Origin of the sequence: Bradyrhizobium sp. 187 (assembly GCF_023101005.1) — a bacterium.
Taxonomy (GTDB): Bacteria; Pseudomonadota; Alphaproteobacteria; order Rhizobiales; family Xanthobacteraceae; genus Bradyrhizobium; species Bradyrhizobium canariense_D.
Map to the genome: position 1 here is coordinate 1,297,140 of NZ_CP064693.1, position 23,003 is coordinate 1,320,142.

Annotated in this window: 23 protein-coding genes; 16 read left to right on the plus strand and 7 right to left on the minus strand. The window is 61.7% G+C overall.

The genetic code is table 11. The annotated features are described in order from the left end of the window. Nucleotides 1–93: 93 nt before the first annotated feature. The 8 genes from IVB19_RS06335 (at nucleotide 94) to IVB19_RS06365 (ending at nucleotide 5,750) form a co-directional block, all read left to right on the plus strand. Complete coding sequence (locus tag IVB19_RS06335) at nucleotides 94–630, plus strand: hypothetical protein (RefSeq protein WP_247821129.1); 537 nt, start codon at nucleotides 94–96, stop codon at nucleotides 628–630. Nucleotides 631–1,027: 397 nt separating this feature from the next. Then, nucleotides 1,028–1,327: a hypothetical protein gene (locus IVB19_RS06340; RefSeq protein WP_247376757.1), complete on the plus strand. Its 300-nt coding sequence runs from the start codon at nucleotides 1,028–1,030 to the stop codon at nucleotides 1,325–1,327. 118 nt (nucleotides 1,328–1,445) lie between these two features. Next, nucleotides 1,446–1,736 (plus strand): hypothetical protein, encoded by a 291-nt coding sequence (locus IVB19_RS06345; RefSeq protein WP_247376759.1) that lies wholly within the window; start codon nucleotides 1,446–1,448, stop codon nucleotides 1,734–1,736. A 26-nt stretch (nucleotides 1,737–1,762) separates the two neighbouring features. Continuing rightward, complete coding sequence (locus IVB19_RS06350) at nucleotides 1,763–2,167, plus strand: CidA/LrgA family protein (protein WP_256474587.1); 405 nt, start codon at nucleotides 1,763–1,765, stop codon at nucleotides 2,165–2,167. 20 nt (nucleotides 2,168–2,187) lie between these two features. Next, nucleotides 2,188–2,907 (plus strand): LrgB family protein, encoded by a 720-nt coding sequence (locus IVB19_RS06355; RefSeq protein ID WP_247376763.1) that lies wholly within the window; start codon nucleotides 2,188–2,190, stop codon nucleotides 2,905–2,907. Nucleotides 2,908–3,141: 234 nt separating this feature from the next. After that, nucleotides 3,142–3,273 carry a hypothetical protein gene (locus tag IVB19_RS40185; protein WP_256474588.1) on the plus strand — a complete coding sequence of 44 codons (132 nt, stop codon included), beginning with the start codon at nucleotides 3,142–3,144 and terminating at the stop codon, nucleotides 3,271–3,273. A 374-nt stretch (nucleotides 3,274–3,647) separates the two neighbouring features. Further along, nucleotides 3,648–3,941 carry a hypothetical protein gene (locus IVB19_RS40605; RefSeq protein ID WP_247376767.1) on the plus strand — a complete coding sequence of 98 codons (294 nt, stop codon included), beginning with the start codon at nucleotides 3,648–3,650 and terminating at the stop codon, nucleotides 3,939–3,941. Nucleotides 3,942–4,739: 798 nt separating this feature from the next. After that, nucleotides 4,740–5,750 carry a bile acid:sodium symporter family protein gene (locus tag IVB19_RS06365; protein ID WP_247821131.1) on the plus strand — a complete coding sequence of 337 codons (1,011 nt, stop codon included), beginning with the start codon at nucleotides 4,740–4,742 and terminating at the stop codon, nucleotides 5,748–5,750. 707 nt (nucleotides 5,751–6,457) lie between these two features. On the opposite strand, the gene IVB19_RS06370 is transcribed toward IVB19_RS06365, so the two are convergent. The 3 genes from IVB19_RS06370 to IVB19_RS06380 are packed head-to-tail and all read right to left on the minus strand — an operon-like array spanning nucleotide 6,458 to nucleotide 10,807. Continuing rightward, the gene (locus IVB19_RS06370; RefSeq protein ID WP_247821132.1) at nucleotides 6,458–7,432 is read right to left on the minus strand and encodes an HlyD family secretion protein; all 975 of its coding nucleotides are present in this window, start codon (nucleotides 7,430–7,432) and stop codon (nucleotides 6,458–6,460) included. Then, entirely contained in the window at nucleotides 7,419–9,749 is a 2,331-nt protein-coding gene (locus IVB19_RS06375; RefSeq protein ID WP_247821133.1) for an ABC transporter permease, read from the minus strand. The genes IVB19_RS06370 and IVB19_RS06375 overlap by 14 nt, the downstream gene beginning before the upstream one ends. Next, nucleotides 9,746–10,807, minus strand: coding sequence for an HlyD family secretion protein (locus IVB19_RS06380; RefSeq protein WP_247821134.1), 1,062 nt, complete (start codon nucleotides 10,805–10,807; stop codon nucleotides 9,746–9,748). The genes IVB19_RS06375 and IVB19_RS06380 overlap by 4 nt, the downstream gene beginning before the upstream one ends. Before the next feature lie 450 nt (nucleotides 10,808–11,257). Between IVB19_RS06380 and IVB19_RS06385 the strand changes: the two genes are divergently transcribed. The 7 genes from IVB19_RS06385 to IVB19_RS06415 all read left to right on the plus strand — a co-directional run bounded on the left by IVB19_RS06385 (nucleotide 11,258) and on the right by IVB19_RS06415 (nucleotide 18,072). After that, on the plus strand, nucleotides 11,258–12,181 hold the full coding sequence (locus IVB19_RS06385; protein ID WP_247821135.1) for a 3-hydroxyacyl-CoA dehydrogenase: 924 nt from the start codon (nucleotides 11,258–11,260) through the stop codon (nucleotides 12,179–12,181). A 1-nt stretch (nucleotide 12,182) separates the two neighbouring features. Continuing rightward, nucleotides 12,183–13,157 (plus strand): 3-hydroxyacyl-CoA dehydrogenase NAD-binding domain-containing protein, encoded by a 975-nt coding sequence (locus tag IVB19_RS06390; RefSeq protein WP_247821136.1) that lies wholly within the window; start codon nucleotides 12,183–12,185, stop codon nucleotides 13,155–13,157. A gap of 88 nt (nucleotides 13,158–13,245) precedes the next feature. Further along, complete coding sequence (locus tag IVB19_RS06395) at nucleotides 13,246–14,466, plus strand: acyl-CoA dehydrogenase family protein (RefSeq protein WP_247821137.1); 1,221 nt, start codon at nucleotides 13,246–13,248, stop codon at nucleotides 14,464–14,466. 55 nt (nucleotides 14,467–14,521) lie between these two features. Next, nucleotides 14,522–15,373, plus strand: a complete 852-nt coding sequence (locus tag IVB19_RS06400; protein ID WP_247821138.1) for an enoyl-CoA hydratase-related protein — start codon at nucleotides 14,522–14,524, stop codon at nucleotides 15,371–15,373. Between the two features lie 39 nt (nucleotides 15,374–15,412). Continuing rightward, entirely contained in the window at nucleotides 15,413–16,639 is a 1,227-nt protein-coding gene (locus IVB19_RS06405; protein WP_247821139.1) for a CaiB/BaiF CoA transferase family protein, read from the plus strand. Nucleotides 16,640–16,720: 81 nt separating this feature from the next. After that, nucleotides 16,721–17,506, plus strand: coding sequence for an enoyl-CoA hydratase (locus IVB19_RS06410; RefSeq protein WP_247821140.1), 786 nt, complete (start codon nucleotides 16,721–16,723; stop codon nucleotides 17,504–17,506). A 2-nt stretch (nucleotides 17,507–17,508) separates the two neighbouring features. After that, entirely contained in the window at nucleotides 17,509–18,072 is a 564-nt protein-coding gene (locus tag IVB19_RS06415) for an NADPH-dependent FMN reductase (RefSeq protein ID WP_247821662.1), read from the plus strand. A 46-nt stretch (nucleotides 18,073–18,118) separates the two neighbouring features. Here the strand turns inward: IVB19_RS06415 and IVB19_RS06420 are convergent, their stop codons facing one another. From IVB19_RS06420 to IVB19_RS06435, 4 genes are all read right to left on the minus strand, one after another. After that, entirely contained in the window at nucleotides 18,119–18,568 is a 450-nt protein-coding gene (locus tag IVB19_RS06420; protein ID WP_247821141.1) for a hypothetical protein, read from the minus strand. A 48-nt stretch (nucleotides 18,569–18,616) separates the two neighbouring features. Further along, nucleotides 18,617–19,954 carry an NAD(P)/FAD-dependent oxidoreductase gene (locus IVB19_RS06425; RefSeq protein WP_247821142.1) on the minus strand — a complete coding sequence of 446 codons (1,338 nt, stop codon included), beginning with the start codon at nucleotides 19,952–19,954 and terminating at the stop codon, nucleotides 18,617–18,619. A gap of 178 nt (nucleotides 19,955–20,132) precedes the next feature. Further along, nucleotides 20,133–20,513: a threonine/serine exporter family protein gene (locus tag IVB19_RS06430; protein ID WP_247821143.1), complete on the minus strand. Its 381-nt coding sequence runs from the start codon at nucleotides 20,511–20,513 to the stop codon at nucleotides 20,133–20,135. A gap of 86 nt (nucleotides 20,514–20,599) precedes the next feature. Beyond that, complete coding sequence (locus IVB19_RS06435; RefSeq protein ID WP_247821144.1) at nucleotides 20,600–21,079, minus strand: threonine/serine exporter family protein; 480 nt, start codon at nucleotides 21,077–21,079, stop codon at nucleotides 20,600–20,602. An 849-nt stretch (nucleotides 21,080–21,928) separates the two neighbouring features. Here IVB19_RS06435 and IVB19_RS06440 point away from each other — a divergent pair. Continuing rightward, nucleotides 21,929–22,972 (plus strand): heme o synthase, encoded by a 1,044-nt coding sequence (locus IVB19_RS06440; RefSeq protein ID WP_247821145.1) that lies wholly within the window; start codon nucleotides 21,929–21,931, stop codon nucleotides 22,970–22,972. Nucleotides 22,973–23,003 lie beyond the last annotated feature (31 nt).

Below are 23,003 nucleotides of genomic sequence, written 5' to 3' on the forward strand. Positions count from 1 at the left end.
GGCAGAGCCGCTGCATTGGTCAAGGTGCTTCCGGGTGCCGACGTGCACGAGCTTCCGGGAGTTGAGCTGCCGAGTAGGGACGCTGGCGCCACAGTGCCTGTTGTGCTGCCGGTGACCGTGCCGACGATGGTCACGGGCATGGCCGCCGGCAAGGTCGGCGGCAGGCTTGTAGCGGTCATCGGCGCAGCCAGCCCCGTCATGCCAGTGATGGTCCCCATTGCGCCCATCGGGCTCGTTGCACTCATCGCCGCGGTGGGGCTCGCAGAAACGCCGCTGCTCGTGGCGGTGACGCTCTCCACGGATGGTGAAAGCTCCACCGCGGTCGGCGCACAATTCACGCTTGTTCCTGGAAGTGTGGGGTCTTGTGCCAGTGGGGGCGAAGCCAGCGTGGTTGCTGGCGCACCGGGAATGGTCGAGGCCGAGAAAAGGCTCGTGAACGGGCTTGGCCCAGCCAGCGGGGACGACACGATCGCGCCCGGTGTTGTCGGAATGGCCATGGCGGTCGTTCCCATGGTCGAGACTTGTGCCAAGCAGCCGCTGCCGCTCAGCAGGAGGGCAGTCGTCGCGCAGATGAGCGTACGCATTCAAGATTCCAGAGGTTCGATTGTCGAGATGAGACGTAAGTGCTGAGGCCTGTAGATCCAATGCACGTTCGAGAGCGGAGATTGATGGCTCCAAGTAGTCGGCTGCCGGCAGCGCCGGTGATGCGGGCCCCTATGCGCGGCGCTCGATCACGATGTCCGGGAAATCCTGACGGCCGGCCGAGAGACGGCGAATCCAAATGTAATTGCTGCGCAAGATGGCTACGCGAATGACAAAGCAGCTGGTGCAGTAGTTTCGAACAGCAAACAGGGTGCGCCGCAGGTTGCGGCAGCACCCCGTATGACGCTTCGCGGTGCCTTGCGCTCAGCGGTATCTCGGCCCGATAGGGACGTTGCGGCCCGCGAACACGGGAGCCGCGCCGCCGGCGCGCTCGAGGCCCATCCTGCCTGCCGGCGTCAAGGCGCCGCCGTTCAGGACATCCCGGTTGGGATACATCGATGCGTACGCCGCTGGCTCCTGGTCCGCGAAGGACCACGCTGCAAATGCGGATGGGATTGTCGCCGTCGAGATCAACGCCGCAGCAATCAGTGTCTTGAACATAGTCATCATCATTCTCCATTGTTTCATTCGTGCGGAGAATTCGCGGCCCGCGATCACTGCTGCTCTCCTTGTTGCGTTTCCCGAACCGAATGTTCTTGATGTGTCTGATGTAGGCATTTCCATCGACGACCGAGCATCGTCGCAATCACTCTTCCGAGAAGGCGAAATACGCTTGCAGCTGTGAACGCGCCGATGTCGAATCTGTATTCTTTGTCATGATCGCTCTCGCCATCGTGCTCGGCGACTGGCGTGCCTGAGGCCTACTTCGAATTCAGTTCACCTCAACCCCCGGAGTATGAATCATGAGGCTGTTCTCCCCGCTTTGCGTCGCACTTTGTCTCGTCCTCTCCGCCACCACAGCATTCGCCCGCGGCGGCATGGGATCGATGGGATCGCACATGTCCATGGGTGGCGGCGCGCTCGGCACGAGCGCTGCGGCGCCGGGAACGAATTCACTAGGTACCGCGCTGCCCTCATCCGGGACAATCGGTCATGCCATGAAAGGCCCGCTGCTCGGTACGAACGCTGCCATCGACAAGGAGGATGCGCGAGTTGAGAAGATGCTGGAGGGGTCGATCTGTCGCGGATGTTGAGCCCATGCATCTCTCAGGCCAAATTGATGATACCCGCTCTTCTCGTTCTGCTGGGGTGTGAGCTCGCCGGCAACGCGCTCCACCAAATGATTGGGCTTCCCGTACCGGGGCCTGTGATCGGCATGTCAATTCTGGCCGCCGCGCTGGCTTTCAGAAAAGGAGGCGCGAGCTCCGGGTCGCCGATCACGTGCAGCCTGCAGCAGACCGCCGAAACCCTGATCCGTCACATGGGACTTCTGTTCGTGCCGGCGGGTGTCGGCCTGATCGCGGAGATCGGGGTGTTGCGGTCGGCATGGTTGCCGATTGCGGCCGGCCTGATCGGTTCGACGTTGCTGAGCCTGGCCGTCACTGGCCTCGTGATGCACTGGAGCATTCGCCGCCGCGCCGCGCGGCGATCGCCAGACACCGTGCACGGTCTGGAGCAGGGTTGATCCAAATCGGACCGCTGCCAATGATTGCAATTGACCATCTCTGGAATTCGCTTGCCACGACGCCGTTGGTTTGGCTCGTCGTAACGCTGGCCGCTTATACGGCCGGCAACGCGCTGCAGCGGGCTTGCCGAGGGGCGACGTTGGCGAATCCGGTGCTGATAGCCATCACTATCGTGGCTGCCATCGTCGTCGTGACCCGCACCGACTACACGGTCTATTTTAAGGCGACCCAGTTCATCAATTTCCTGCTCGGACCAGCAACCGTCGCCCTGGCCATTCCGCTGGCGCGAAGCGCCCGGCTCGTGAGGGAGAATCTTGCGGGCGTCGGACTGGCGCTGTTGGCGGGCTCCGTGACATCGACGATCAGCGGCATTGGCCTGGTGTGGTTGTTCGGAGGTTCACGCACGGTTGCGCTTTCCATGGCGCCGAAGGCCGCGACCACTCCCATCGCTGCCGCGGTGTCGAGCCAGATCGGCGGTATTCCGGCCCTGACGGCCGCGCTCGCGATCGTCGGCGGCATCGTGGCGGCCGTTGTTGGTCGGACGATGCTGACCAGGCTGAACGTCAACGACTGGCGGGCCCGTGGCCTCGCAGCAGGAGTTGCCGGAAGCGGCATTGCGGCCGCCCAAGTAGCCGAGCGCAACGAGCTTGGAGCCGCATTTGCCGCGCTTGGCATCGGGCTCAACGGCGTACTGGTTGGTATCGTCGTGCCGCTCGTTGCGCAGTATTGGAGGTCATGAGATCGATCGTTCGCGCCACCCGAGGCGATGCCGGCAACGTGATACGCGGCGCGACTGCCCGGATTGGGATGATCAACGGCACGTCCTACCTCCGGGAATGAGCAATTGGAGAAAAGTTCGATGCGTTCTCTCTTGACTGTTGGCTTTCTGATTTCGCTGACCGCCTGCGCAAGCGCGGCCCCCATCCATGGTACGCACGCATGGCATCGGGCCGTGGCTCATCATGGGCCGGTCGTGTCACTGGGTGACTTCGTCATCCCGAGGGGAGCCTATGCAGGCCCTCGGCCGCCGGTCTATTACAACGATACGCCCAGCTACAACGATCCGTCCAAGTTCGGCGGCCAATCGCTCGGGATGGACCCGTAGAGCCCGGCCCGTTCGCCCGCCGTGCCCGGTCTGATGCTGAAGGAAGATGCTCGGAGCGACTCAATGCGTTGTCTACTAGTGTTTGGTCTTTTGCTGGCTTCGTGTGCGACTGCTTCCGCTGCAACGCACCGTCCAATTCGTCCGGCAGCGCGTCTGCACGTGCAGAAACATCGACCGACAAATCCAAGCGCGGCTTTGCCTGCCGGGCCACGGTTCGCCGTCCCCGGCTGGAGCAATGAAGACACCGAGCGCTGGCTGGACAACGCCAGTTCATCCTGGTCGCAGGCCTGACGTTAGTTGGGTCCTTCGTGCTGCGAGCTAGTCGACGTGTAGAAGCGCGTTGCCGCCTATGTCTTACGAGAGAGGACCTTATCATGACGACCAGCCACTTCATGACCGCCGCCTGCCTAACCTTGGGGCTCGCGGTCGCGCCCCTTGCTGCGGAAGGGAAGAACTACACGTCTTTGAGGCACGATGTCTCGACAATGCAATCTGCTGCCTATGGGACGTCCGGGCTGTCGACACCGCCGTCCGAGACCTATGGGACGTCCGGAACGTCCGTCGGGACTGTCACCGCACCCTCGGTGGGATCGTACAACTGGCCTTCGGTGGGCGTGACAAACGCAGTGCCCACTTGGCGCAATACCAATCCTCCTGTTCGCAGGTAGCGAGATCTGCCGCCACATCTCGAAGCTCGTTGCGGAACAGGCGCTCCGTCGATGAGCGCGAATCGGTCTTGAGCGATGGTCTGGCCGAAACGCGACGACTCGCATGCCTTGTGGTGTCATCATCGTGAGCTGAGTCCTCACGCGAGGTCGGCCGCCGTGCGAGCGAATGAATCCGTATTTAATCGAAATCTGAGCGCGGACTCTTACTTCCACTCTATTGGCACCGTTGCGCGCGGTTCCTAAACCACGTTGCGCGGCCCGTGATTTATTGTCGAGTGGCCACCAAAAGTCGATCGTCGGAAGTGTCGCGCCCCCGTGCTGTAAGCAGCCTAGGAGTTCTGGCAATGTGCTCTCTTCATCAATTGAACGCCTTTGCGGCATCATCGAGAGGCGAAGGTCTTCACCCGAAGTTGCGCGCACTGCTCGAGCGGGCGGCCGCATCGCCGTTTCGGAGGTCTCGCTGCGCCATGATGGTCCGGTTCAGGCTGGGCCAGATCCGGTCCCGGAAATCTTAACGTCGCGCGCCAAGATAGTTTTGCTCTCGCGACAGCCGGCCAACCGGTAAGCGCGCCTAAATCGAGTTTTAGTGGTGACGGGTTTGTCGCTCCCTACTTCTAGATCGTTCCTACAATGTAAGGAGACGACCATGAACGCCACCACACCGACATCTGCGTTCGCGACAAACCACGACGAATGGATCAGTTGTTCTCACTGGGGCATGTTTCCGCCGCCCCGAAAACAGCGCTGACTTCGCGATCGCGCTAGTTCAAAGCCGGTCCCCGCGAACAAATCATCAGCATGTCTCGACCCAAGTTCCTGCCTGAGAATTTCACCCTGGCGCTGATCGCGATTGTCGTCGCGGCAAGCGAGCTGCCATGCCGAGGCGCGGCGGCGCTGGTGGTGGATCACCTCACCGACTTCGCCATCGCATTGCTGTTCTTCCTGCATGGAGCAAAGCTGTCGCGCGAAGCCGTGCTCGCTGCGGCAGGTCACTGGCGGCTGCATGCCCTGGTGCTGCTGACGACATTCGTGCTGTTTCCGCTGTTCGGTCTGGCCTTCAGGCCGATACTGTCTCCGCTTGTGACGCCGGCGCTTTACGTCGGCATCCTGTTCCTCTGCAGCCTGCCGTCCACGGTGCAATCCTCGATCGCGTTCACCGCCATCGCAAAGGGTAACGTTCCCGCCGCGATTTGTAGTGCCTCGGCCTCAAGCATCGTCGGCATCTACGTGACGCCGCTCGTGGCAGGTCTCGTACTCTCAAATCACGGCGGAGCTGTCTCGGGCTGGGACGCTATCGGACAGATCACCTTGCAGTTGTTCGTGCCGTTTGTCTGCGGACAACTGCTCCAGCCGTTCATCGGCGGATGGATTGGACGTCATGATGGCATTGTCGGCGCGGTCGACCAGGGATCAATCTTGCTCATTGTCTATTCCGCCTTCAGCGCGGCCATCAGCGAGGGCTTGTGGCATCAGGTTCCGCCGGCTGCGCTCGAGGGGCTGGTCGTCGCCGATGGCATCCTTCTTGGCGCCGCCCTGATCACGACCGGACTTCTCGGCAAATGGCTGGGCTTCGATCGTGCCGATCGAGTGGCCATTATCTTCTGTGGCTCGAAGAAGAGCCTCTTCCAGGGCGTTACCATGGCGAAAGTTATCTTTGCTTCCCATGGGGCGGGTGCAGTGATCCTCCCGCTGATGGTCTTCCATCAGATTCAATTGATGGTCTGCGCCGCGCTGGCCCAGCGATGGGGTCGTCGTGCAGAGCTCTCTGCACCCGCCTCGACCGAGGCCAGGTCCGTTGTGATGCGCTGACGAAAGTCGTCTCGACGGTTTTGACTAAGCAGTGCTGAACCTGTGCCCCGGCTCCAAGGAACCGGAGGCATTCAACGTCGATCGTGTGCGCGGCTACCTCGAGGGAATCTCGGCCCCAAGACAGGCCGGTGATCGACGCCGCTGTGGGGCAAGCAAGGTCGACATATGCACATTTGAGTGGTACAAGCAGCATAACCGTTGTCGTGGTAGGTAATTGATTTTACTTAGCTTTGATTGATCGATGTCCAGCCCGCCCCTGGGCACCACCCTCTTGAAGGTTCCTTATCCTTCAATAAGTTAAGCCCCTACAGTGACTTGCGCTCGCCCGACTGTGTAACAACGGTGAGCAACATGCTGTATCGGGTGGTGCGTCCAAGCGCAACGCGCGGGCCTCAGTACCGGCCCTGAGGTGGTACCGAAAGTCACTTGCCCAGATGCGAAACAGGCACGCCGCGCGTTCGAATATCGATGCCCATCGGGCGGTCGCACAAATCTAGCTAGCCGAGGGGTGCCTGCGGGATACAGGGGAGTATGCGAGCGCGGATGAATACGTAACGCTAGCGCTTAGGATCAAACTCTTTCGATCTATGAACAATCTCTTCCCAATCCAGAATGGCGATCGTCTTCTGGGACCGGCCCTTCCAGCTTCCCCCGTAGACCACTAGCTTGTCGTTAACCCCCGCTGTCGTCGACGGTAAGCTCAGTTCTCACTGGCTTCCGATCCACACCGTCATTCCCGGCTGGAGGCCCGCCGGCCATCCCTGTGGGTCGAGGCGCAGGCGCAGCGTGTTGCGGTCATGATCGCCGATCACCCGCTCCGCCTGCCAGGTGGCAAACGTTCCGAGTGGCCGCAGTTCGGTAATCACGGCTTTAGTCGAGCCATCGGTTTCGTTCCGCATCACGCTCGCCGTTTTTCCGATCGAGAGGCGATTGAGCTGATCCTCGCGCACATTGAACGAGAGCCATTGCTTGCCCGCCACCTCGACCATCAGGATCGGCTGCCCCGCGCGAACATTTTCGCCCACCTCCGCGGCGATGACGCTGACCACGCCGTCGGCCGGCGCGCGCAGCACCATCTTGTCGAGACGGCGCTCGAGCACCGTGACCGCGGCGGCGGCAGCCTGCACCTGCGTGTCGGCGATCGCGCGTTCCTCCCGGGTCGGACCCGCCACGGCCGCATCGTAGTTGGCTTGGGCCTCCGCGACGTCGGCACGTGCGGTTGCGGCCTCGTTTTCGGCCTGATCGAGCGACTGCTGCGATTCAAAGCTCTGGCGCGCCAGCGTGCTGGTACGGGTGAGCTGGGCCTGTACGAAGTCGAGGCGGGCGCCGGCCTTGGCGATGGCGGCTTTGAGCGAATCGACCTGCTCGCGACGGACGCCGACATAGACGTTATTCCGGTTAGCGGTCACTGACGCCAGCGCGGCACGCGCCTGGTCCACGTGTGCTGTCAACTCCACCGCGGAGAGCCGGGCCAGGATTTCGCCCGCGCGCACAGTGGCGCCCTTCTTGACGGCAATCGACTGGAGTTGGCCGCCCACCTCCGGCTCCACCCGTACTTCGGTCGCGCGCACCACACCGACAATTGCAGGCTCCGACTCGGAACGACGCGCGAAAGTGAGCAGGACGCCCGCGGCGAGCGCGAGCGGGATCGCAACGATGGCGGCAAGCCTAGCCTTGTGCATGTCGCTGCCCTCTCTTGACAACAAATGCCGAGATCACGGCGAGCGCGAAATAGACCAGCGCCAGCAACCAGAGGCCGAGCCAGTCATGGGCGACTTCCCAGATGCCGGCGCCAAGCTGGTTGATGCGGACGAGACCGTCGATCGCGGAGTCGGCGGGAAAAATCCGGCCGAACGCTAGGGCCACGTCAGGAATCGCTTCGCGCGGCCATGCAAAGCCGGCCATGAAAAACTGCGGCAGGCTGGTCGCCAGCAGCAGGATGGTCGCGTTCTCCGGCCGCGTGAACCAGGCGCCGACGGCCTGTCCCATAAAGCTCGTGGCCAGCAGGAAGATGGTCGCGAGCGCGAGGATTTGCGGCGGATGGCCGAGTGTCGAGAAGCCGTAGATCCGCGGCAGCACGATCAGATAGAGCGCGACCGCCGGCAGGTAGATGGTCAGATGCGCAACGCCGCGGCCGAGCACGCCGGAGAAGGCGCAGCCCGCGCCCGCCAGCGCCGAGCCGGTCAGCATCGCCGCGCCGATCAGGAGGGTTTGCTGGAGGATCAGCACGAACGCGGCCGGAACGACGTAGCTCGCATAGCCGCCGACCGGGTTGAAGATCGGTTGCAGCAAAACGTCGGCCGGGCTCGAGCTTGCCAGTTTCGCCTTGACGAGACTGCCATCCGACCGTCCGCCGCGCGACACGAGCTCGGACGTCAGGGCGCCGAGGGCGGCGGCCACGCCGCTTGCGGTCGACCTGAATATGAAGAGGTAGGTGGCGTCCGCATAGACCGGAATGTGAGCCGTGATGCCCTTCAGAACATCGCGCTCGGTGCCGGCCGGGATGTCGACGGCGGCAAAGGCCTCCCCGCGATTGATCGCGGTGTGCGCCTCGGTAAGCGTTCGGGCGCGAACCGCAACGCTCAATGCGCCGCTCGCATCCAGCGTCTGGACCATCCGGCGGCTGAGATCGCTGAGATCATTGTCAACCACCGCGATCGGAAGCTTGCGCAGGATTTGATTGAGATAGGGTTGCGGATAATAAATGCCGTAAACCAGCGGCGCCAGGAACAGCACGCTGAAGGCGCTCCTCATTCCAAGCACGCGCCGCCACTCCGCCATGAAGGCGCCGCCGATCCCGCGCGGCGTGCGCTCGGCCGCGCGGGGCTCGGCAGGTTGCGCCGTTTCGAAGCAACCTTTTCGCGCGAGGCTCGCCATGCGCAGCGATGCCAGACCGGCAAACAGCACCGCCAGCCCTGCGAGCGCAGCGAAGGGGACGGCGGAGTCAGCAACCGGCAAACCGCGCGCGGCCTGCCCTAGCAGGACGGCCATGTACCAGCGCAGCGGCAGGATCGCGCTCCAGGCATGCGCAAACGCATTCATGCCGAACGTCGGGAAGCCGACGCCGGCATAGCCGAACGCGGGGGAGGCAAACAGGCCTGCAAGTCCGAGCCCGGTTGCGAGGTCGCGAACCAGGAGCTGAAGCAGGGCGCCGAGCGACAGATAGGCAATGATCAGGAGCGAGCCGGCGGCGACGACCAGCGGCAGGTCTCCCTTGAACGGGACTTGCAGCACACCCTCGAGCACAAGCGGCTCGGCCAGCATGATCAGGAGGAAGACGCAAAAGAGCGGCGCGAGCTTGCCGGCGAGCGCTGTGACCGGATCGCCTCCGGCGCTCGCGAGCCACGCCCGCGCATCGCGGCGGCGGAATTCGGAGCCGACTGAATAGCCGGCCGCGAGCGTGATCACGACATGGATAATCGTCGGCAGCAGCGCCCGCAGCAGGAACTGCGCATAATTCTTCTGCGGATTGACCAGCGCGATGGTCTCGGCGGAGAGCGTCCCGACCGGAACCGCGGCGGGGGCGGCGCGCCTGGCGGGAGCGGCCACAGCCGCCGCGGCGGACACCGCATCGCTCAGACCCGAGGAGGCGATGCCGGCCGCTGTCAGGAACTGCTGGTTATAGAACCCGACCACCTGTGGGCGGCGTTGGGCTTCCAGGTCGCGCTCGAAATCGGGCGGGATGTGAATTGCCGAGATTGCCTTGCCCGAGCGTATGTCCTGCACCGCCGTGGACAGGGTACCGGAGCGGTCGACGATTTCGAGACTCGGCGACGCCGCGACGTATTCCACCAGCGCACGCGAGGCATCCGATTTGTCTTCATCGACCACCGTGACGCCGAGCCCACGGATGACCGGATGGCTGAAGACCGTGGTCAGCACCACGAATGCAAACAGGGGAACGCCGAAGATCAGGAGCAGCGCCACGCGATCATGAAGCAGCCAGCGGCACTCCCGCCGCGCGACCAGCAGAAACCCGGGCTTGGGCGGGGACCTCATGGCCGCGACCGCCAGTCCAGATAGGCGCTCATTCCGGGTCGCAGCTCGGGCACCGGCTGCACCGGATAGGCGCGGATGGAAAATGTCCTCAGATCGAAATCGCCGGTGGCGCGCGTGGCTCGCCAGCTCGCATATTCCCCTTTGGTCGCGATGAGCTTGACCGCGACCGTGATGGAGCGGTCGCCGAGCGCCGGAATGCGGACATCAAAGCGATCGCCAATCTTGAGGCCTTTGACCAGATCCTCGCGGAGATCGAAATGCACCCAGAGGTCGGCCAGATCGATCAAGGTCACGAGCGGGACGCCCGGCGACACGTATTCGCCAGGCTCCACGTTGCGCTGGTAGACCTGGGAGGCGACGGGCGCATAGACCACGAGCTGATCGAGGGTCGATTGGACGCTCTGGATGTCGGCGCTGGCCTTTTCGACGTTGGTCCCGGCGATGGCCCGCTCCTCCTTGGTGTAGCCGTTGACCGCCTGGTCGTAGGCCGATTTGGCCTGATCGACACCACGCTCGCTTTCATGCAGCGCATCGGTCGCCTGGTCGAGGCGAGCCTGCGGCGCGTTCCCCTGTTCGGTCAGGGTGTGGGTGCGGTCGAACGTCTTCTGCGCCAGAACCAGCGCTGCCTGCGCCCGCTCCATTTCCGCCTTGCGTGCCGCAATCACTTCCACCCGCGTTCCGACTAGCACGTTGGCAAGCTGCGCATCCGCAACGGCCTTGGCCGCCTTCATCTGCTCGTGCTTGGCTAGCGTTTCAGGGTTGTCGATCTGGACTAGCACCGCGCTCGCGGCAACGTTCTGACCACGTTCGACCGAGATTTCCTTTACCCGCCCGTCAACACGCGCTGCTATATCGAGGCGCGTCGCGTCGACTTCGCCCTGTACGAGAAGCGGTTCCGGTCGCAAGAGGTAGAAGACAGACAACCCCACGACAATGGATGCAACGATGCCGACGATAATGGAGGGAGCATGTGCCGCCCTGGGCGTCTTCTTGTTCTGTCCGTCAATCGGTGCGTCGGACGTATTGTGAACTTCCTCACCAGAGGTCGGGATGTCCATGCCTGCCTCAACTTGGTTCACGACATATTGGGTTTTAGGTGTCTCGCCGGACCTGCATGCGCCCTATCGGTTTTGGCGGTACTTTGACTTAGCCAGCACCTGCATTTCGCCGATTGTCTCGACGCGCTTCGATTTGAATATTCGTGCGGTGTCAATTGCGCACCCGCAAATGAGCAGTCCGGGAGACTCCGCAGGTGCCAATCAGTGAGGCTCTTGCGGTCCGCCGTCCGCGCTAAGCTCTCCTATGTACCGGTCGTCGGCTCCTCCGGAAATGTCATGCGCCTACGAAATGCATCGCACAGCAGAGCGAAACGACCGGTGCAGCTCAGCGATGGAGAAGCACAACCATTCCAGCGACGATCGTCCTATTCAATATCGTGGCAAGTATTCGCGGCACAGTCGCGGTCAAGCGCTGATCAAGTTCACGTCAGATCGCCATACGGGTGCCACATGTCTGAAGCCGTCAAGAAGAGCAATCGAAGTGCTGCCGCTGTTGTCGCTCGTCTGTTTGTCCTTGAACTGAATGCCGGCCACATACACTCAATGAGTCTCGACGGTTCCGACCGCAAGACCATCGTGTCGGATTGTCATTTGCCCGACGGTATCGTCGTCGACGCCGAGGCTGGCCATATCTACTGGACCAACATGGGCATCCCAAACCTGAATGACGGATCTATCGAGCGCGCCGATACCGATGGCAAAAATCGCAAGACAATCGTCGCACGAGGGCAGACCCACACTCCGAAGCAAATCATCCTCGATAAGAGGGGCGGTAAGCTCTATTGGTGTGACCGAGAGGGCATGCGCGTCATGCGCTGCAATTTCGATGGCTCGAAGCTGGAGACGCTCATTGAGTCGGGGCACGGCGATGCCGATAGCCAAGATGCGACGCGATGGTGCGTTGGACTAACGATCGACCCGAAATTTGGAAAAATCTACTGGACGCAAAAAGGTCCAGACAACGCCGGGCTCGGTCGCATCTTCCGAGCCAACCTCGAGATTCCCGCCGGCCAAACTGCAGCGGCCAGGTCCGACATCGAGATCTTCTACGACGGTCTGCCGGAGCCGATCGATATCGAGTTCGATCACGAGAACCGTGTACTCTACTGGACCGACCGCGGCGATCCTCCGCGCGGCAACACGGTGAATCGGGCTTCGATCGACAATAAGCCCCCCGAGCCGGAGATCGTGGTCACCCATCTCATGGAAGGGATCGGTATCGCGCTCGACGTTCCAAACAATCGCATGTTCGTGACCGATTTCGCCGGTTCGATTTACTCCGCACGGCTCGATGGATCCGGTGAACGAAATTTCCTCTTCGCCCAAGGCAATCTCACCGGCATCGCCTACGCTGAAATCCCGCAGGAGAAGTGACATGTCGCAGAACAAACCCATTCGGCGTATCGCCATCATTGGCACGGGCGTCATTGGCGCAAGCTGGGCCTCGCTCTTCCTTGCTAATGGCCTGGACGTGGTGGCGACAGACGTTGCGCCAGGCGCGGAAACTGCCCTGAAGCGCTTTGTTGCGGCGGCCTGGCCTGCGTTGCAACGGCTTGGGCTCGCATCCGGTGCCTCCCAGAACAGGCTGTCATTCACCGCGGCTCTGACGGATGCCGTCAAGGACGTAGATCTGGTCCAGGAAAACGGGCCCGAGAAGATCGAGTTCAAAAAGACGCTTTATCGCCAACTGGACGAGCTGCTGCATCCCAGCGTCATCATCGCCTCAAGCTCGTCGGGCTTGACCATGAGCGAAATCCAGTCCGCGTGCGAAATGCATCCTGAACGTTGCGTGATCGGCCACCCGTTCAATCCACCGCATCTGATCCCGCTGGTCGAGATTGTCGGCGGAGCGAAGACGTCGAGGAATACCATCGAGCGCGCCGACGAATTCTATACATCGATCGGGCAGCGGACAGTGCGCGTCAACAAGGAAATGCCGGGCCATGTCGCCAACCGTCTCCAGGCGGCGCTGAGCCGGGAGGTCTACTACCTTGTCTCCGAGGGCGTGGTGAGCGCCGCCGATGTCGACACCGCCCTGAGCTGGGGCCCGGGTCTGCGCTGGGGCGTGATGGGCAGCATGATGCTCAACCATCTCGGCGGCGGTCCGGGCGGCATCGAGCATTTCTTCCAGCAGTTTACCGGCCCGATGACGGCCTGGTGGAAGACCCTCGGCTCGCCGGTATTAACGCCGGAAGTGCAGAAGAAGCTTATCGATAGCGTCCATGCCGAGGCCGGATCGCGCAGCATCGTGGAGCTGGAGGCGGAGCGCGATGAAGTGCTGCTCGGGCTGATCGAGCTGCGCAACAAGGTTGCCAGTTCAAGCCAAACGAAGTCGACGGAGCCGGCCTGAGATTAGGCGCGGCCGGCGCGATCGATCATCCAAAAACACGTTCTTCAATCCCTTCCGGCTTTCGAGCCGCAGCACTAGGAGTCCAACAATGCCCACTGCAACCGCGGCAAGCAAGGTCGCTTCACCGAAGCCGGCGCCCGTCCCCGACGGCGATTTCTATCAGCTGGTCGATCTTCTCACCCCCGACGAGAAAGCGGTGGTCAAAAAGGTGCGGACCTATATGGAGGCCAAGGTGCAGCCGATCATCAACAAGTATTGGTCCGATGACGCGTTTCCGTTCGAATTGCTGCCATCATTCAAGGAGCTCGGCCTTGGTGGGCTCGGCTTCGAGGGGTATGGCTGCGCCGGCGGCAGCCAAAAGCTGTTTGGCTTCGTGGCGATGGAGCTGGCGCGCACCGATGCATCGTTCTGCACGTTCTTCGGCGTGCACAGCGGCCTAGCGATGGGGTCGATCTACCTCGATGGCTCCGAGGAGCAGAAGCAGAAATGGCTGCCGCCGATGGCGCGGCTGGAGAAGGTCGGCTGCTTCGGCCTCACCGAGCCGCTGGTCGGTTCTGGAACGAGCGGCGGTCTGACCACGACGGCGAAGCGTGAAGGCGATACCTGGATTCTCAACGGACAGAAGCGGTGGATCGGCAACGCTCCGTGGTGCGACCTCTCTATCATCTGGGCGCGCGATCTTGCCGACAATCAGGTCAAGGGCTTCATTGTCGAGAACAAGTCGACGCCCGGCTTCAGCGTCGAGAAGATCGAGCACAAGATCGCGCTCAAGGTGGTCCAGAACGGCCAGATCACGCTGAAGGACGTGCGGGTGCCTGAAGCGAACCGCCTGCAGGGCGGAAATTCCTTCCGCGATACCGCACGCGTGCTGCGGATGACGCGATACATGGTGGGCTGGGCGTCGACCGGCATCCAGATGGGCGCATACGAAGCAACCCTCAAATACGCCCAGGAGCGCCTGCAATTCGGCAAGCCTGTCGCTTCGTTTCAGATGATCCAGGATCTGCTCGCCAAGATGCTGGCCAATCTGACCGCGTGCCAGTGCATGATGCTTCGTCTGGCGCAGCTCGATGACGAAGGCAAGCTTGGCGACCATCACGCGGCGCTGGCGAAGGCGTTCTGCACTGCGAAATCACGCGAGACGGTCTCCTGGGGCCGCGAGGTACTGGGCGGCAACGGTATCGTCGCCGACTACAACGTCGCGCGATTCTTTGCCGATGCCGAAGCTCTCTACTCTTACGAAGGCACTTATCAGATGCAAAATCTGATCGTGGGCAAGGCCATCACCGGTCACGGCGCTTTCCTCTGACATCTCAGCGGCGCCGGCGCACCAGCGCCGGCTGCCTCACCCAGGAGACATGACTATGGTTTCGCAAGCTGCACCTTTAAGCGCTTCGCCTGCAACATTACCCAACTCCCTGCCCAGAGCGGCGCTAGCGCTGGCGAATGTCCAATACGAGAAAAAGGGCTCGATCGCCTACGTCACGGTCAACCGGCCCAAGGTGCTCAACGCGCTCAACACGCCCACCTGGACCGATCTGCACGCCGCATTCGAGGACGCAAAAGCAGATGCCTCCGTGCACGGCGTGATCCTCACCGGGGCGGGCGACAAGGCGTTCATCGCCGGCGCCGACATCAGTGAACTTGCACATGTAGATGCCTATGAAGCGGAGGAGTCCAGCCGGTTCGGGCAGGGTGTGCTGGACCTCGTCGAAAATCTCGGCAAACCGGTGATCGCGGCTATCAATGGTTTTGCGCTGGGCGGCGGCTGCGAGACCGCGATGGCCTGCACCATCAGGATAGCATCGGAGCACGCCAAGTTCGGGCAGCCGGAAGTGAAGTTGGGACTGCTGCCTGGCGGCGGCGGCACGCAGCGGCTGCCGCGGCTGGTCGGAAAGGGCCGAGCGTTGCAGCTTATCCTAACCGGCGAAACGATTTCAGCACAGGAAGCGTTTCGCATTGGTCTCGTCAACGAAGTCGTTTCAGCCTCTAGCCTGATTGACCGTGCGGAGACGATTCTGAAGCAGATCGCCGCTAACGCTCCGATTGCTGTGAAGTTCTCTCTGGAGGCGGCTAACAAGGGGCTGGATGCCAGCCAAGGCGAAGGCCTTGCATTGGAGGCCTCTTATTTCGGCATTTGCGCCGCCACTGAAGACAAGAAGGAAGGCACCGCCGCCTTCCTCGAGAAGCGCGCGCCGCAGTTTCGCGGACGCTGAGACGAGGCCGCTCCCTACGAGGATTTGGAAAGCACACCCATGGCAAACGACAACATTTTCTCCGGACTGAAAGTGGTGGACCTCGCGAGCTTCATCGCAGGCCCCAGTGCCGCCGTGATCCTGTCCGATTTCGGTGCGGACGTGATCAAGGTCGAGCCGCCGAGCGGCGAGCTGTGGCGACACGCGAATCGCCTCCCGCCGCAGCCGGTCGCTGACGATGCCTATCCCTGGCATTTGGCCAACCGCAACAAGCGCGGCATGGCGCTTGATCTGAAATCTCCAGGTGCCCATCAGGTTCTCGAAAAGCTCGTCAAATGGGCCGACGTTCTCATCGTCAACACGCCGCACCCGGCACGCAAGAAATTGAAGATCGAATATGAAGATGTGGCGGCGTGGAATCCGCGGCTGATTTACGCCGATATTACCGGTTTCGGCGACAAGGGGCCGGATGCGAACCTTCCCGGATTCGACATTACGTCGTACTGGGCTCGGAGTGGATTGCTGTCGATGACGCGCGACGCCGGTGCGCCGCCGACCTGGCCGGTTGCTGGCAGCGGAGACAATGCTACCGCCGTCGGGCTCTATTCGGCAATCGTCACCGCGCTGTATCGTCGTGAACGTACAGGGGAGGGGGCGCATGTCACAACCTCGCTTCTCGCCGAGGGCGTGTGGTCCGCCAGCGTCTCGATCCAGGCCGCTCTGTGCGATGCGAAATTCTTCGGGCCGCATGATCGTATGCACCCCGCGAATGCAGCCATGAACGTGTATCGCGCCAAGGATGATACCTGGTTCGTCCTCCTCATCACGCCAGACAAGGTGGAAGCCGTGGCCAAGGCGATTGGCCGCCCCGATCTTCTGACTGATCCACGATTCTCCGACCCGGCGAAGCTGATGGCAAACATGACGGAGCTCACGGCGATTCTCGACCAGACCTTCTGCGCCGAGCCGATGTCACATTGGTACGAAGTGTTCAACGGCGTTCATGTAACGTTTGGTGCGGTGCGTGGGCCCCAGGAGGTAATCAACGATCCCCAACTCCGGGCCAACGACATCATCGTTCCGCTCGACGGTGCCGGTGGCAAGCTGACGTCGACCATCAGCAGCCCGCTTCAGGTGCATGGCGTCACGAAAGTGCCCGCGAAGCGCGCCCCAAAGATTGGAGAGCACAACGAGGAGGTTCTCCGGCAGCTCGGATTCACCGCGACCGAAATCGATGTTTTGCATGAAAGCGGTGCCATCCCGAAAGAAAAGGAACGTGCGGCCTAGCACGACGACCAGTCGGCGCCGCGGAGCCGCTCCGGCTTCTAACGTGCAGCCAAATTCACCAGACGCAGCAGGAGTGCGATAATGGAAGATATTGTTACCGAACACGCAGGAAGCATCCTGCGGGTTCAGTTGAACCGCCCGACCAAGCGGAACGCGATGACATCGGCCATGTACGTGGCTCTGGCAGGCATCTTCAACGAGGCGGCAAATGACGAGAACACGCGTGTCGTCCTCTGGCACGGTGCTGGAGAATCGTTCTGCGCGGGCAACGATATCGAAGATTTCATCAGGAATCCTCCCGGACCTGGAGACTCTCCGCAAGCCGGACTGATGGAGGCGCTTGTCAACTTCGACAAACCGATCGTCGTCGCGCTCCACGGCACCGCGATCGGTGGCGGCACCACCATGCTGACGCACTGCGACTTCATATATGCGGGCGAGAGCGCGAAATTGCAGCTGCCCTTCATCAATCTTGCAGTCGTGCCGGAATTCGGATCGAGCTGCTCGGTGCCAGCGCGGATCGGTCATGTCCGTGCAGCGGAGCTGATTTTGTTGGGGACCCCCTTCGATGCCAGACGCGCTGCGGAATTGGGCCTGGTTACACAGGTCATACCCGACAAGGACGTCCTGGCGAGAGCGACCGAAATGGCCCGGAATTTGGCAGCAAAGCCAGCAGGAGCACTGCAAGCGAGCAAGAGGCTCATGAAGCTGCCATTCCGGGAACAGATCAAGGCTGCGATGAAGGCTGAGAATGAAGAGTTCAGTGCGCAAGTCCGCTCTGAAGACGCAGAAGAGGCGTTCTCGGCTTTCATGGAGAAGCGGAAGCCTGACTTCACCAGGACCGTCAAATCTCAGGCGAACGCATGACCATGGATAAGCCGATGAACGTGTGTGTGCTGGTTGGAAGCCTGCGGAAGGCGTCGTTTAACCGGACGTTGGCGAATGCGTTGATCTCGCTCGCGCCATCGTCGCTCAAGCTCGAGATCGTCGAGATCGGGAAACTGCCGCTCTACAACGAGGATCTCGACATCGATCCGCCGGCGTCATGGACGGCATTCCGGCAGCGCATCAAGGGCGCCGACGCAGTGCTGTTCGTCACGCCCGAATATAACCGCTCGGTGCCGGCCGCTCTCAAAAATGCACTGGACGTTGGCTCCAGGCCATATGGAAGCAGCGCATGGGACCGCAAGCCTGGAGCGATCGTCAGCGGCTCGCCGGGTGCGATAGGCGCCTTTGGCGCTAATCATCATCTGAGGCAATCGCTGGTGTTCTTGAACGTGCCGGCTATGCAGCAGCCCGAGGCTTACGTTGGTCGCCTCGACAAGCTCTTCGATGAACACGGCAACATCGCCAGCGAGGGAACCGGCAAATTCCTCCAGGGGTTCATGCAGGCCTTCGCGAGTTGGATCGAGGCGGTCCGATCCCGGGAATAGCGCATTCGGGGCTGGCGACAGCGCGAGCTGAAATGATGGGGGGCGGTCAGAAATGTACTGGCCGCATCTTCTCGAATTCGTCGCGGCACGCATGACTGAAGCCAAGCAATAGATCGATCGTGCCATCAATGGCCATTTCGCGCAGTTCGACGAAGTTCTTGTCCGGCTCCAGATAGCTGTCGAGAATCTTTCGGGCGACGTCTTCGGCTTGATGGACTACCTGCTTTGACGCCACCGCCCGCATCGCGCTCAACTTAGCGTAAAGACTGACCAGGTTTGGAATGTCGGCCTTGTCGTGCTGGAGCGCATCGATGTAGCACTTGGCGGCGTCCTCGATGAAATCCCTGTAGAGAGTCTGGCGGCGGGTCTCCTCGTGGAGAATCCATTGGGCGCGGACCTGGCTTCGTTGGCTCCGCCAATTTGCAATCCCGCTCGTCAAACCGCCGACGGCTGCCCCGGTGAGGGCGGCGAGGGCGGAGATGATGGAGGCATCCACAGGTGCAGTCCTCAACTAATTGCCGAAAAACGTGACTACCGGGTCTAATCACTGCTGAGACGAGGACGACCGCGGCCCCTCGGAAATCAGTCGTGAGCTTCGCTGTCCCGACAGATATGACCAGAACCATTGCGTCTGAACGCGAAATCGGTTCTGAAGCTGCGGCAGCGCGAGCACGTGCAGCGCGGCCCACACCCACCAGGTCACAAAGCCGCTGCTGCGCAAATAGCCGGCCTCGAGGATGGCAAAGTTTTTGCCGACCACCGCCATGTTGCCTTTGTTGCGGTACCGAAACGGTCGACCGTCGTTGCGTCCCCTGACCCGGTTGGCGATGACATGCCCAACAAATCGTCCCTGTTGAATGGCTGCCTGCGCCACTCCGGGCACCGGGTGACCATCCTGGGTCATCGTGGCTGCGTCTCCTGCAACAAAGACGTTGGCCGCCTCCGGAATGTCCATGAATGCACCAACGAATGCGCGCCCGGCGCGGTCTGTGTGGGTCCCGAGCATTTTAACAACCGGGGATGCGCTGACGCCTGCCGTCCAAAGCACGGTAGCAGCAGGAATCCGGTTGCCGGCCGCGACCACGCCTTGGTCGTCGACCTTCTCGACCTTTACCCCCGTCGACACCTCGACGCCGAGTTTCGTAAGTCGGTTGGCTGCCTTTCGCGCCAGCGATTCCGCGAAGGTCGGCAGAATACGAGTGCCGCCATCCAGCAAAATAATTCGGCTCTTGGCAGGGTCGATCTTGCGGAAATTGTTGCGCAGGGTCACCGAGACCAGCTGAGCGATCGAAGCGGCAAGCTCGACGCCGGTCGGACCGGCGCCCACCAAGACGAAGGTCGTTTGGCGCGCGCGTTCCTTCTCGTCGTCGGTCGATTCTGCCAATTCGAACGCGCTCAGGATCTTTGCTCGGATCGTTTCGGCATCGTTGAGACTCTTGAGGCCTGGTGCGAACCGCGCGAATTCGTCGTGACCGAAATAACTCGGACGCATTCCGGTCGCGATCACGAGGAAGTCGTACTCAAGCCTTCGACTGCCAATCCCCGGACAAGCAACCTCGACGATGCGCGCCGCCAGATTGATGCCCCTGATCTCCGCCAGCAACACGCTGAGGTTCTTCTGTTTCGCCTCAAGCTGCCGGATCGGCGCCGCTATCTCGGATGGGGCCAAAACAGCGGTCGCGACCTGGTACAGCAGCGGCTGAAAGATGTGGTGATTGCGCCGGTCGATTAGCGTGATTTCGACATCGGTCCGCTTTAGGGCTCGCGCCGCCGCGATACCCGCAAAGCCAGCGCCGACGATCAAAACGCGCGTTTTGCCTGCCGCCGGCTTTGTCAGTGGCTGTTTGTCTTGTAGGAACGATTTGGTCAGAATTGTCGTCATGGGTGTACCGACTCTCTAGGGCCAGCCGGCCCGATAGGATCGGATACAGGGAAGCTTCGGATCGATCTTGGACGGCGCTGCGGTGTATTGAACGCGCGTGCCTCATCATTCGGGGCAGGCCTGAGGCGCTCGTACAGCATGCGGGGAAGGATCAGCCCGAAGGCCATGGCCAAGATGCTTAAAATGCCGTGGACCCGCTTGCGGCGATACTGGTCAGCAGAGCTGCCGGTGCGCCTGGGGCAATTGAGACCAATTCGACAAGGCCCGCCGCCGTGTTGAACAGGAAGAAACCCGGCATCAACGAGACAACGGCCGAGAAGGCGACAGCCGCGAAGGGCAGATGCAGGCGATCGACGATGGGCGCCGTGAGGATGCTGGTGAGAGTGCAGGCGACGAGCGCCCCGGCCGGAGCACCTCCGCCGGCGGAGATCACCGCCCACCGTGCGGCATGCGCAAGCATACCGACCGCGATTGGGAAAGGCAGCAGACGCCCCGGCATTGAGAAGAAGGTGCCGAAGGAGGCGGCGGCGCAGCCTGCCGCAACCACGTCGATGATCAAGGACACCGGCGGAGATGATCCAGCTATCGCGAGTTTGCCGCCGGCGGCCGTGAACCCGAACAGGCCGCCGACGCAGATCAGGAACACTATGACGCCGGCATATGCCAGGCGCGCAATTCCCAGCGCGTCGATAGCTGGAAATAGCCCGCTGCAGCCGCCATGATTCCCGCGACAAATGCGGCGCAAAGTGGCTGTGCCAGTGGGTTATGGCTGAAGTCGGACAGCCAACGCCGGACGAGCGCACCGATGGCAGCGCTCACCGCGATCAATAGGAGGCTTGCGGTGTCGAGCCTGCCGAACATGACGCCAAGCGAAGCCGCGCCAGCGGCTGCGAACAAAGTGAAGCGTAGCGTGCAAGCTGGCGGTAGACGGCCGGCCGACTCAAGCGCGGATTGCGCGGCCCCGGCCGGCAATGTGCCGTCGCAGATCTGATCGATCACCGCCGTAACGGCGAGTACCCTGCCCATGTCCACGCCGAGCGGCTTGGCGGGCACGATTTGTGAGACGGGCGCACCGTCGAGTTCTACGATCAGCTCATCCCAGTGCGGCAGCACCTTCACTGTCACGCCGAGCGCGCACCAAGGCGCTCGGCAGAGACAACCGTCCGTTCCGTGGTCTGACCGTGAGCAAACAGGAGCGAGGCCGCCAGCGCGATCGTGTTCAACGCCGTCTCGCAAGACGGCGGCTCGGAGCACGAGCTCTCCCGCCTTTGCTCGCTCAATTGCGTTGCGCAGTCCAGTAGCCAGAGCATCGCGAACTTCCCGCGCGGCCGCTCCATCTTCCGCCACCCGAACTCCCGGAAAGTCTGCCCGTGCCTGACGCGAATTTATCGTGGACCGTCACGGACGCGCGAACCGAACCGGATCTCGCGACGTATCCCTTGAATTTCACGAGATTGGGATGAGTGACGACTCCGTCGGAGATATTGACCGTGAAGTTGTAGCTTGGGTCGCACGCGCCGCCTTGCGTCACGAAGACGAGATCCCAGGAGCCGTCATGAGTCGAACGCGCGTGTGCGGCAGGGGTCATTAGGCAGACGGCTGCAATCATCCCGAGCAAAGGCGTTCTCATTGATAGTTCTCCGTTGGCTGGGCGATCGTTTCCGAACAAACGCAACGAATCTCGCCGACGTTGAAACCAGGGACCCGCGCGTTGCAGATATCCCGACGATGATCCGCTCTAGGAGAAGTGGGCGCAGAGCGCTTGTTGAAATGTGCTCAGATTGTCCTGAATCGTGCGTTCGCGATTGGGCCGTTTGACTGAATTCGGCGGCCGACGTTTTGAGCAGGATTGGCACCAATCGAGCAGCCATGTTCAATCGCGGCCATGGGTGGGAAGACATACTGCATGCACATACTGCGGCTGTTCGAATCGAACACGACAGCTCTCATTCCGAATGAACCTGGAGCGGAGAGATGAACGTCAAATCCATTGTTGGCCAGCTTGGGGTAGGACGAGTTCGCTCTGCCCATCCGCGGGCTGCCCATCCGCATGTGTCCGACTTCGTCGCCCTCACAAAGCCGCGCGTGATGATGCTTGCCGTCTTCACCGCGCTCGTCGGATTGAGCTCGGCTCCGGTTCGACTTGATCCGCTGACGGCTCTTGTGGCGGTTATTGCCATTGCAGCGGGAGCCGGAGCCGCCGGCATGCTCAACATGTGGTACGACTCCGATATCGATGCGATCATGAGCCGCACTGCCATGCGGCCAATTCCCCTCGGCAAGGTCTCCCGGTTCGACGCGCTTGTCCTTGGAACCGTTCTTGGCGGCTTTGCTGTGGTGGCTCTCGCTTTGGTGACGAACCTCATGGCAGCCGCATTGTTGGCCGGAGCAATCCTCTTCTATGTCGTCGTGTACACGGCGTGGCTGAAGCGGTCCACGCGGCAGAACATCGTCATCGGCGGCGCCGCCGGCGCGCTGCCGCCCGTGATCGGATGGGCCGCGGCCACCGGAGAAGTCGGGTTCGAGCCGCTTGCGCTGTTCCTCATTATCTTTCTGTGGACGCCGCCGCATTTCTGGGCGTTGGCGCTAAATCGTACTGAGGACTATTCGCGTGCGGGCGTGCCGATGCTGCCGGTTGTCGCGGGACGTGCCGCAACAACGCGCCAGATCTTGATCTACAGTGGCCTCCTGGCTCTCGCTTCAGCGCTGCCTTGGGCAATGGGATTTGCAGGTATGATCTATGGCGTGACCGTTGCGATCTGCGGGGCGCTCTTCCTTATGCTCGCCTTCCAGCTGGACAGAAGCATTGGGCCTGATCGCCGCCCTGCTCACAGGCTGTTCGTGTTTTCCATATTCTACCTGTTCGTGCTGTTCGCGGCGCTCCTGGTCGACCATGACGGCAATTCATCCTCGCTCATGCGTACCTCGCGTGGCGGCCTTGGTATTACGGTGCATGCCGAAATCCTGCCGAAGGCCGTCCGCACCGCATGGCGCTCCATCAACCTCAGCGAGGTCTAACATGCGATACGGCTTACTGGCTGTCCTCCTG

What these genes read in the sequence shown, in the direction of transcription:
- IVB19_RS06345 (WP_247376759.1), top strand. Translation starts at nt 1,446, where the DNA reads ATGAGGCTGTTCTCCCCGCTTTGCGTCGCACTTTGTCTCGTCCTCTCC.
- IVB19_RS06350 (WP_256474587.1), top strand. Translation starts at nt 1,763, where the DNA reads ATGATACCCGCTCTTCTCGTTCTGCTGGGGTGTGAGCTCGCCGGCAAC.
- IVB19_RS06355 (WP_247376763.1), top strand. Translation starts at nt 2,188, where the DNA reads ATGATTGCAATTGACCATCTCTGGAATTCGCTTGCCACGACGCCGTTG.
- IVB19_RS40605 (WP_247376767.1), top strand. Translation starts at nt 3,648, where the DNA reads ATGACGACCAGCCACTTCATGACCGCCGCCTGCCTAACCTTGGGGCTC.
- IVB19_RS06365 (WP_247821131.1), top strand. Translation starts at nt 4,740, where the DNA reads ATGTCTCGACCCAAGTTCCTGCCTGAGAATTTCACCCTGGCGCTGATC.
- IVB19_RS06370 (WP_247821132.1), bottom strand. Translation starts at nt 7,432, where the DNA reads ATGCACAAGGCTAGGCTTGCCGCCATCGTTGCGATCCCGCTCGCGCTC.
- IVB19_RS06375 (WP_247821133.1), bottom strand. Translation starts at nt 9,749, where the DNA reads ATGAGGTCCCCGCCCAAGCCCGGGTTTCTGCTGGTCGCGCGGCGGGAG.
- IVB19_RS06380 (WP_247821134.1), bottom strand. Translation starts at nt 10,807, where the DNA reads ATGGACATCCCGACCTCTGGTGAGGAAGTTCACAATACGTCCGACGCA.
- IVB19_RS06385 (WP_247821135.1), top strand. Translation starts at nt 11,258, where the DNA reads ATGTCTGAAGCCGTCAAGAAGAGCAATCGAAGTGCTGCCGCTGTTGTC.
- IVB19_RS06390 (WP_247821136.1), top strand. Translation starts at nt 12,183, where the DNA reads ATGTCGCAGAACAAACCCATTCGGCGTATCGCCATCATTGGCACGGGC.
- IVB19_RS06395 (WP_247821137.1), top strand. Translation starts at nt 13,246, where the DNA reads ATGCCCACTGCAACCGCGGCAAGCAAGGTCGCTTCACCGAAGCCGGCG.
- IVB19_RS06400 (WP_247821138.1), top strand. Translation starts at nt 14,522, where the DNA reads ATGGTTTCGCAAGCTGCACCTTTAAGCGCTTCGCCTGCAACATTACCC.
- IVB19_RS06405 (WP_247821139.1), top strand. Translation starts at nt 15,413, where the DNA reads ATGGCAAACGACAACATTTTCTCCGGACTGAAAGTGGTGGACCTCGCG.
- IVB19_RS06410 (WP_247821140.1), top strand. Translation starts at nt 16,721, where the DNA reads ATGGAAGATATTGTTACCGAACACGCAGGAAGCATCCTGCGGGTTCAG.
- IVB19_RS06415 (WP_247821662.1), top strand. Translation starts at nt 17,509, where the DNA reads ATGGATAAGCCGATGAACGTGTGTGTGCTGGTTGGAAGCCTGCGGAAG.
- IVB19_RS06425 (WP_247821142.1), bottom strand. Translation starts at nt 19,954, where the DNA reads ATGACGACAATTCTGACCAAATCGTTCCTACAAGACAAACAGCCACTG.
- IVB19_RS06440 (WP_247821145.1), top strand. Translation starts at nt 21,929, where the DNA reads ATGAACGTCAAATCCATTGTTGGCCAGCTTGGGGTAGGACGAGTTCGC.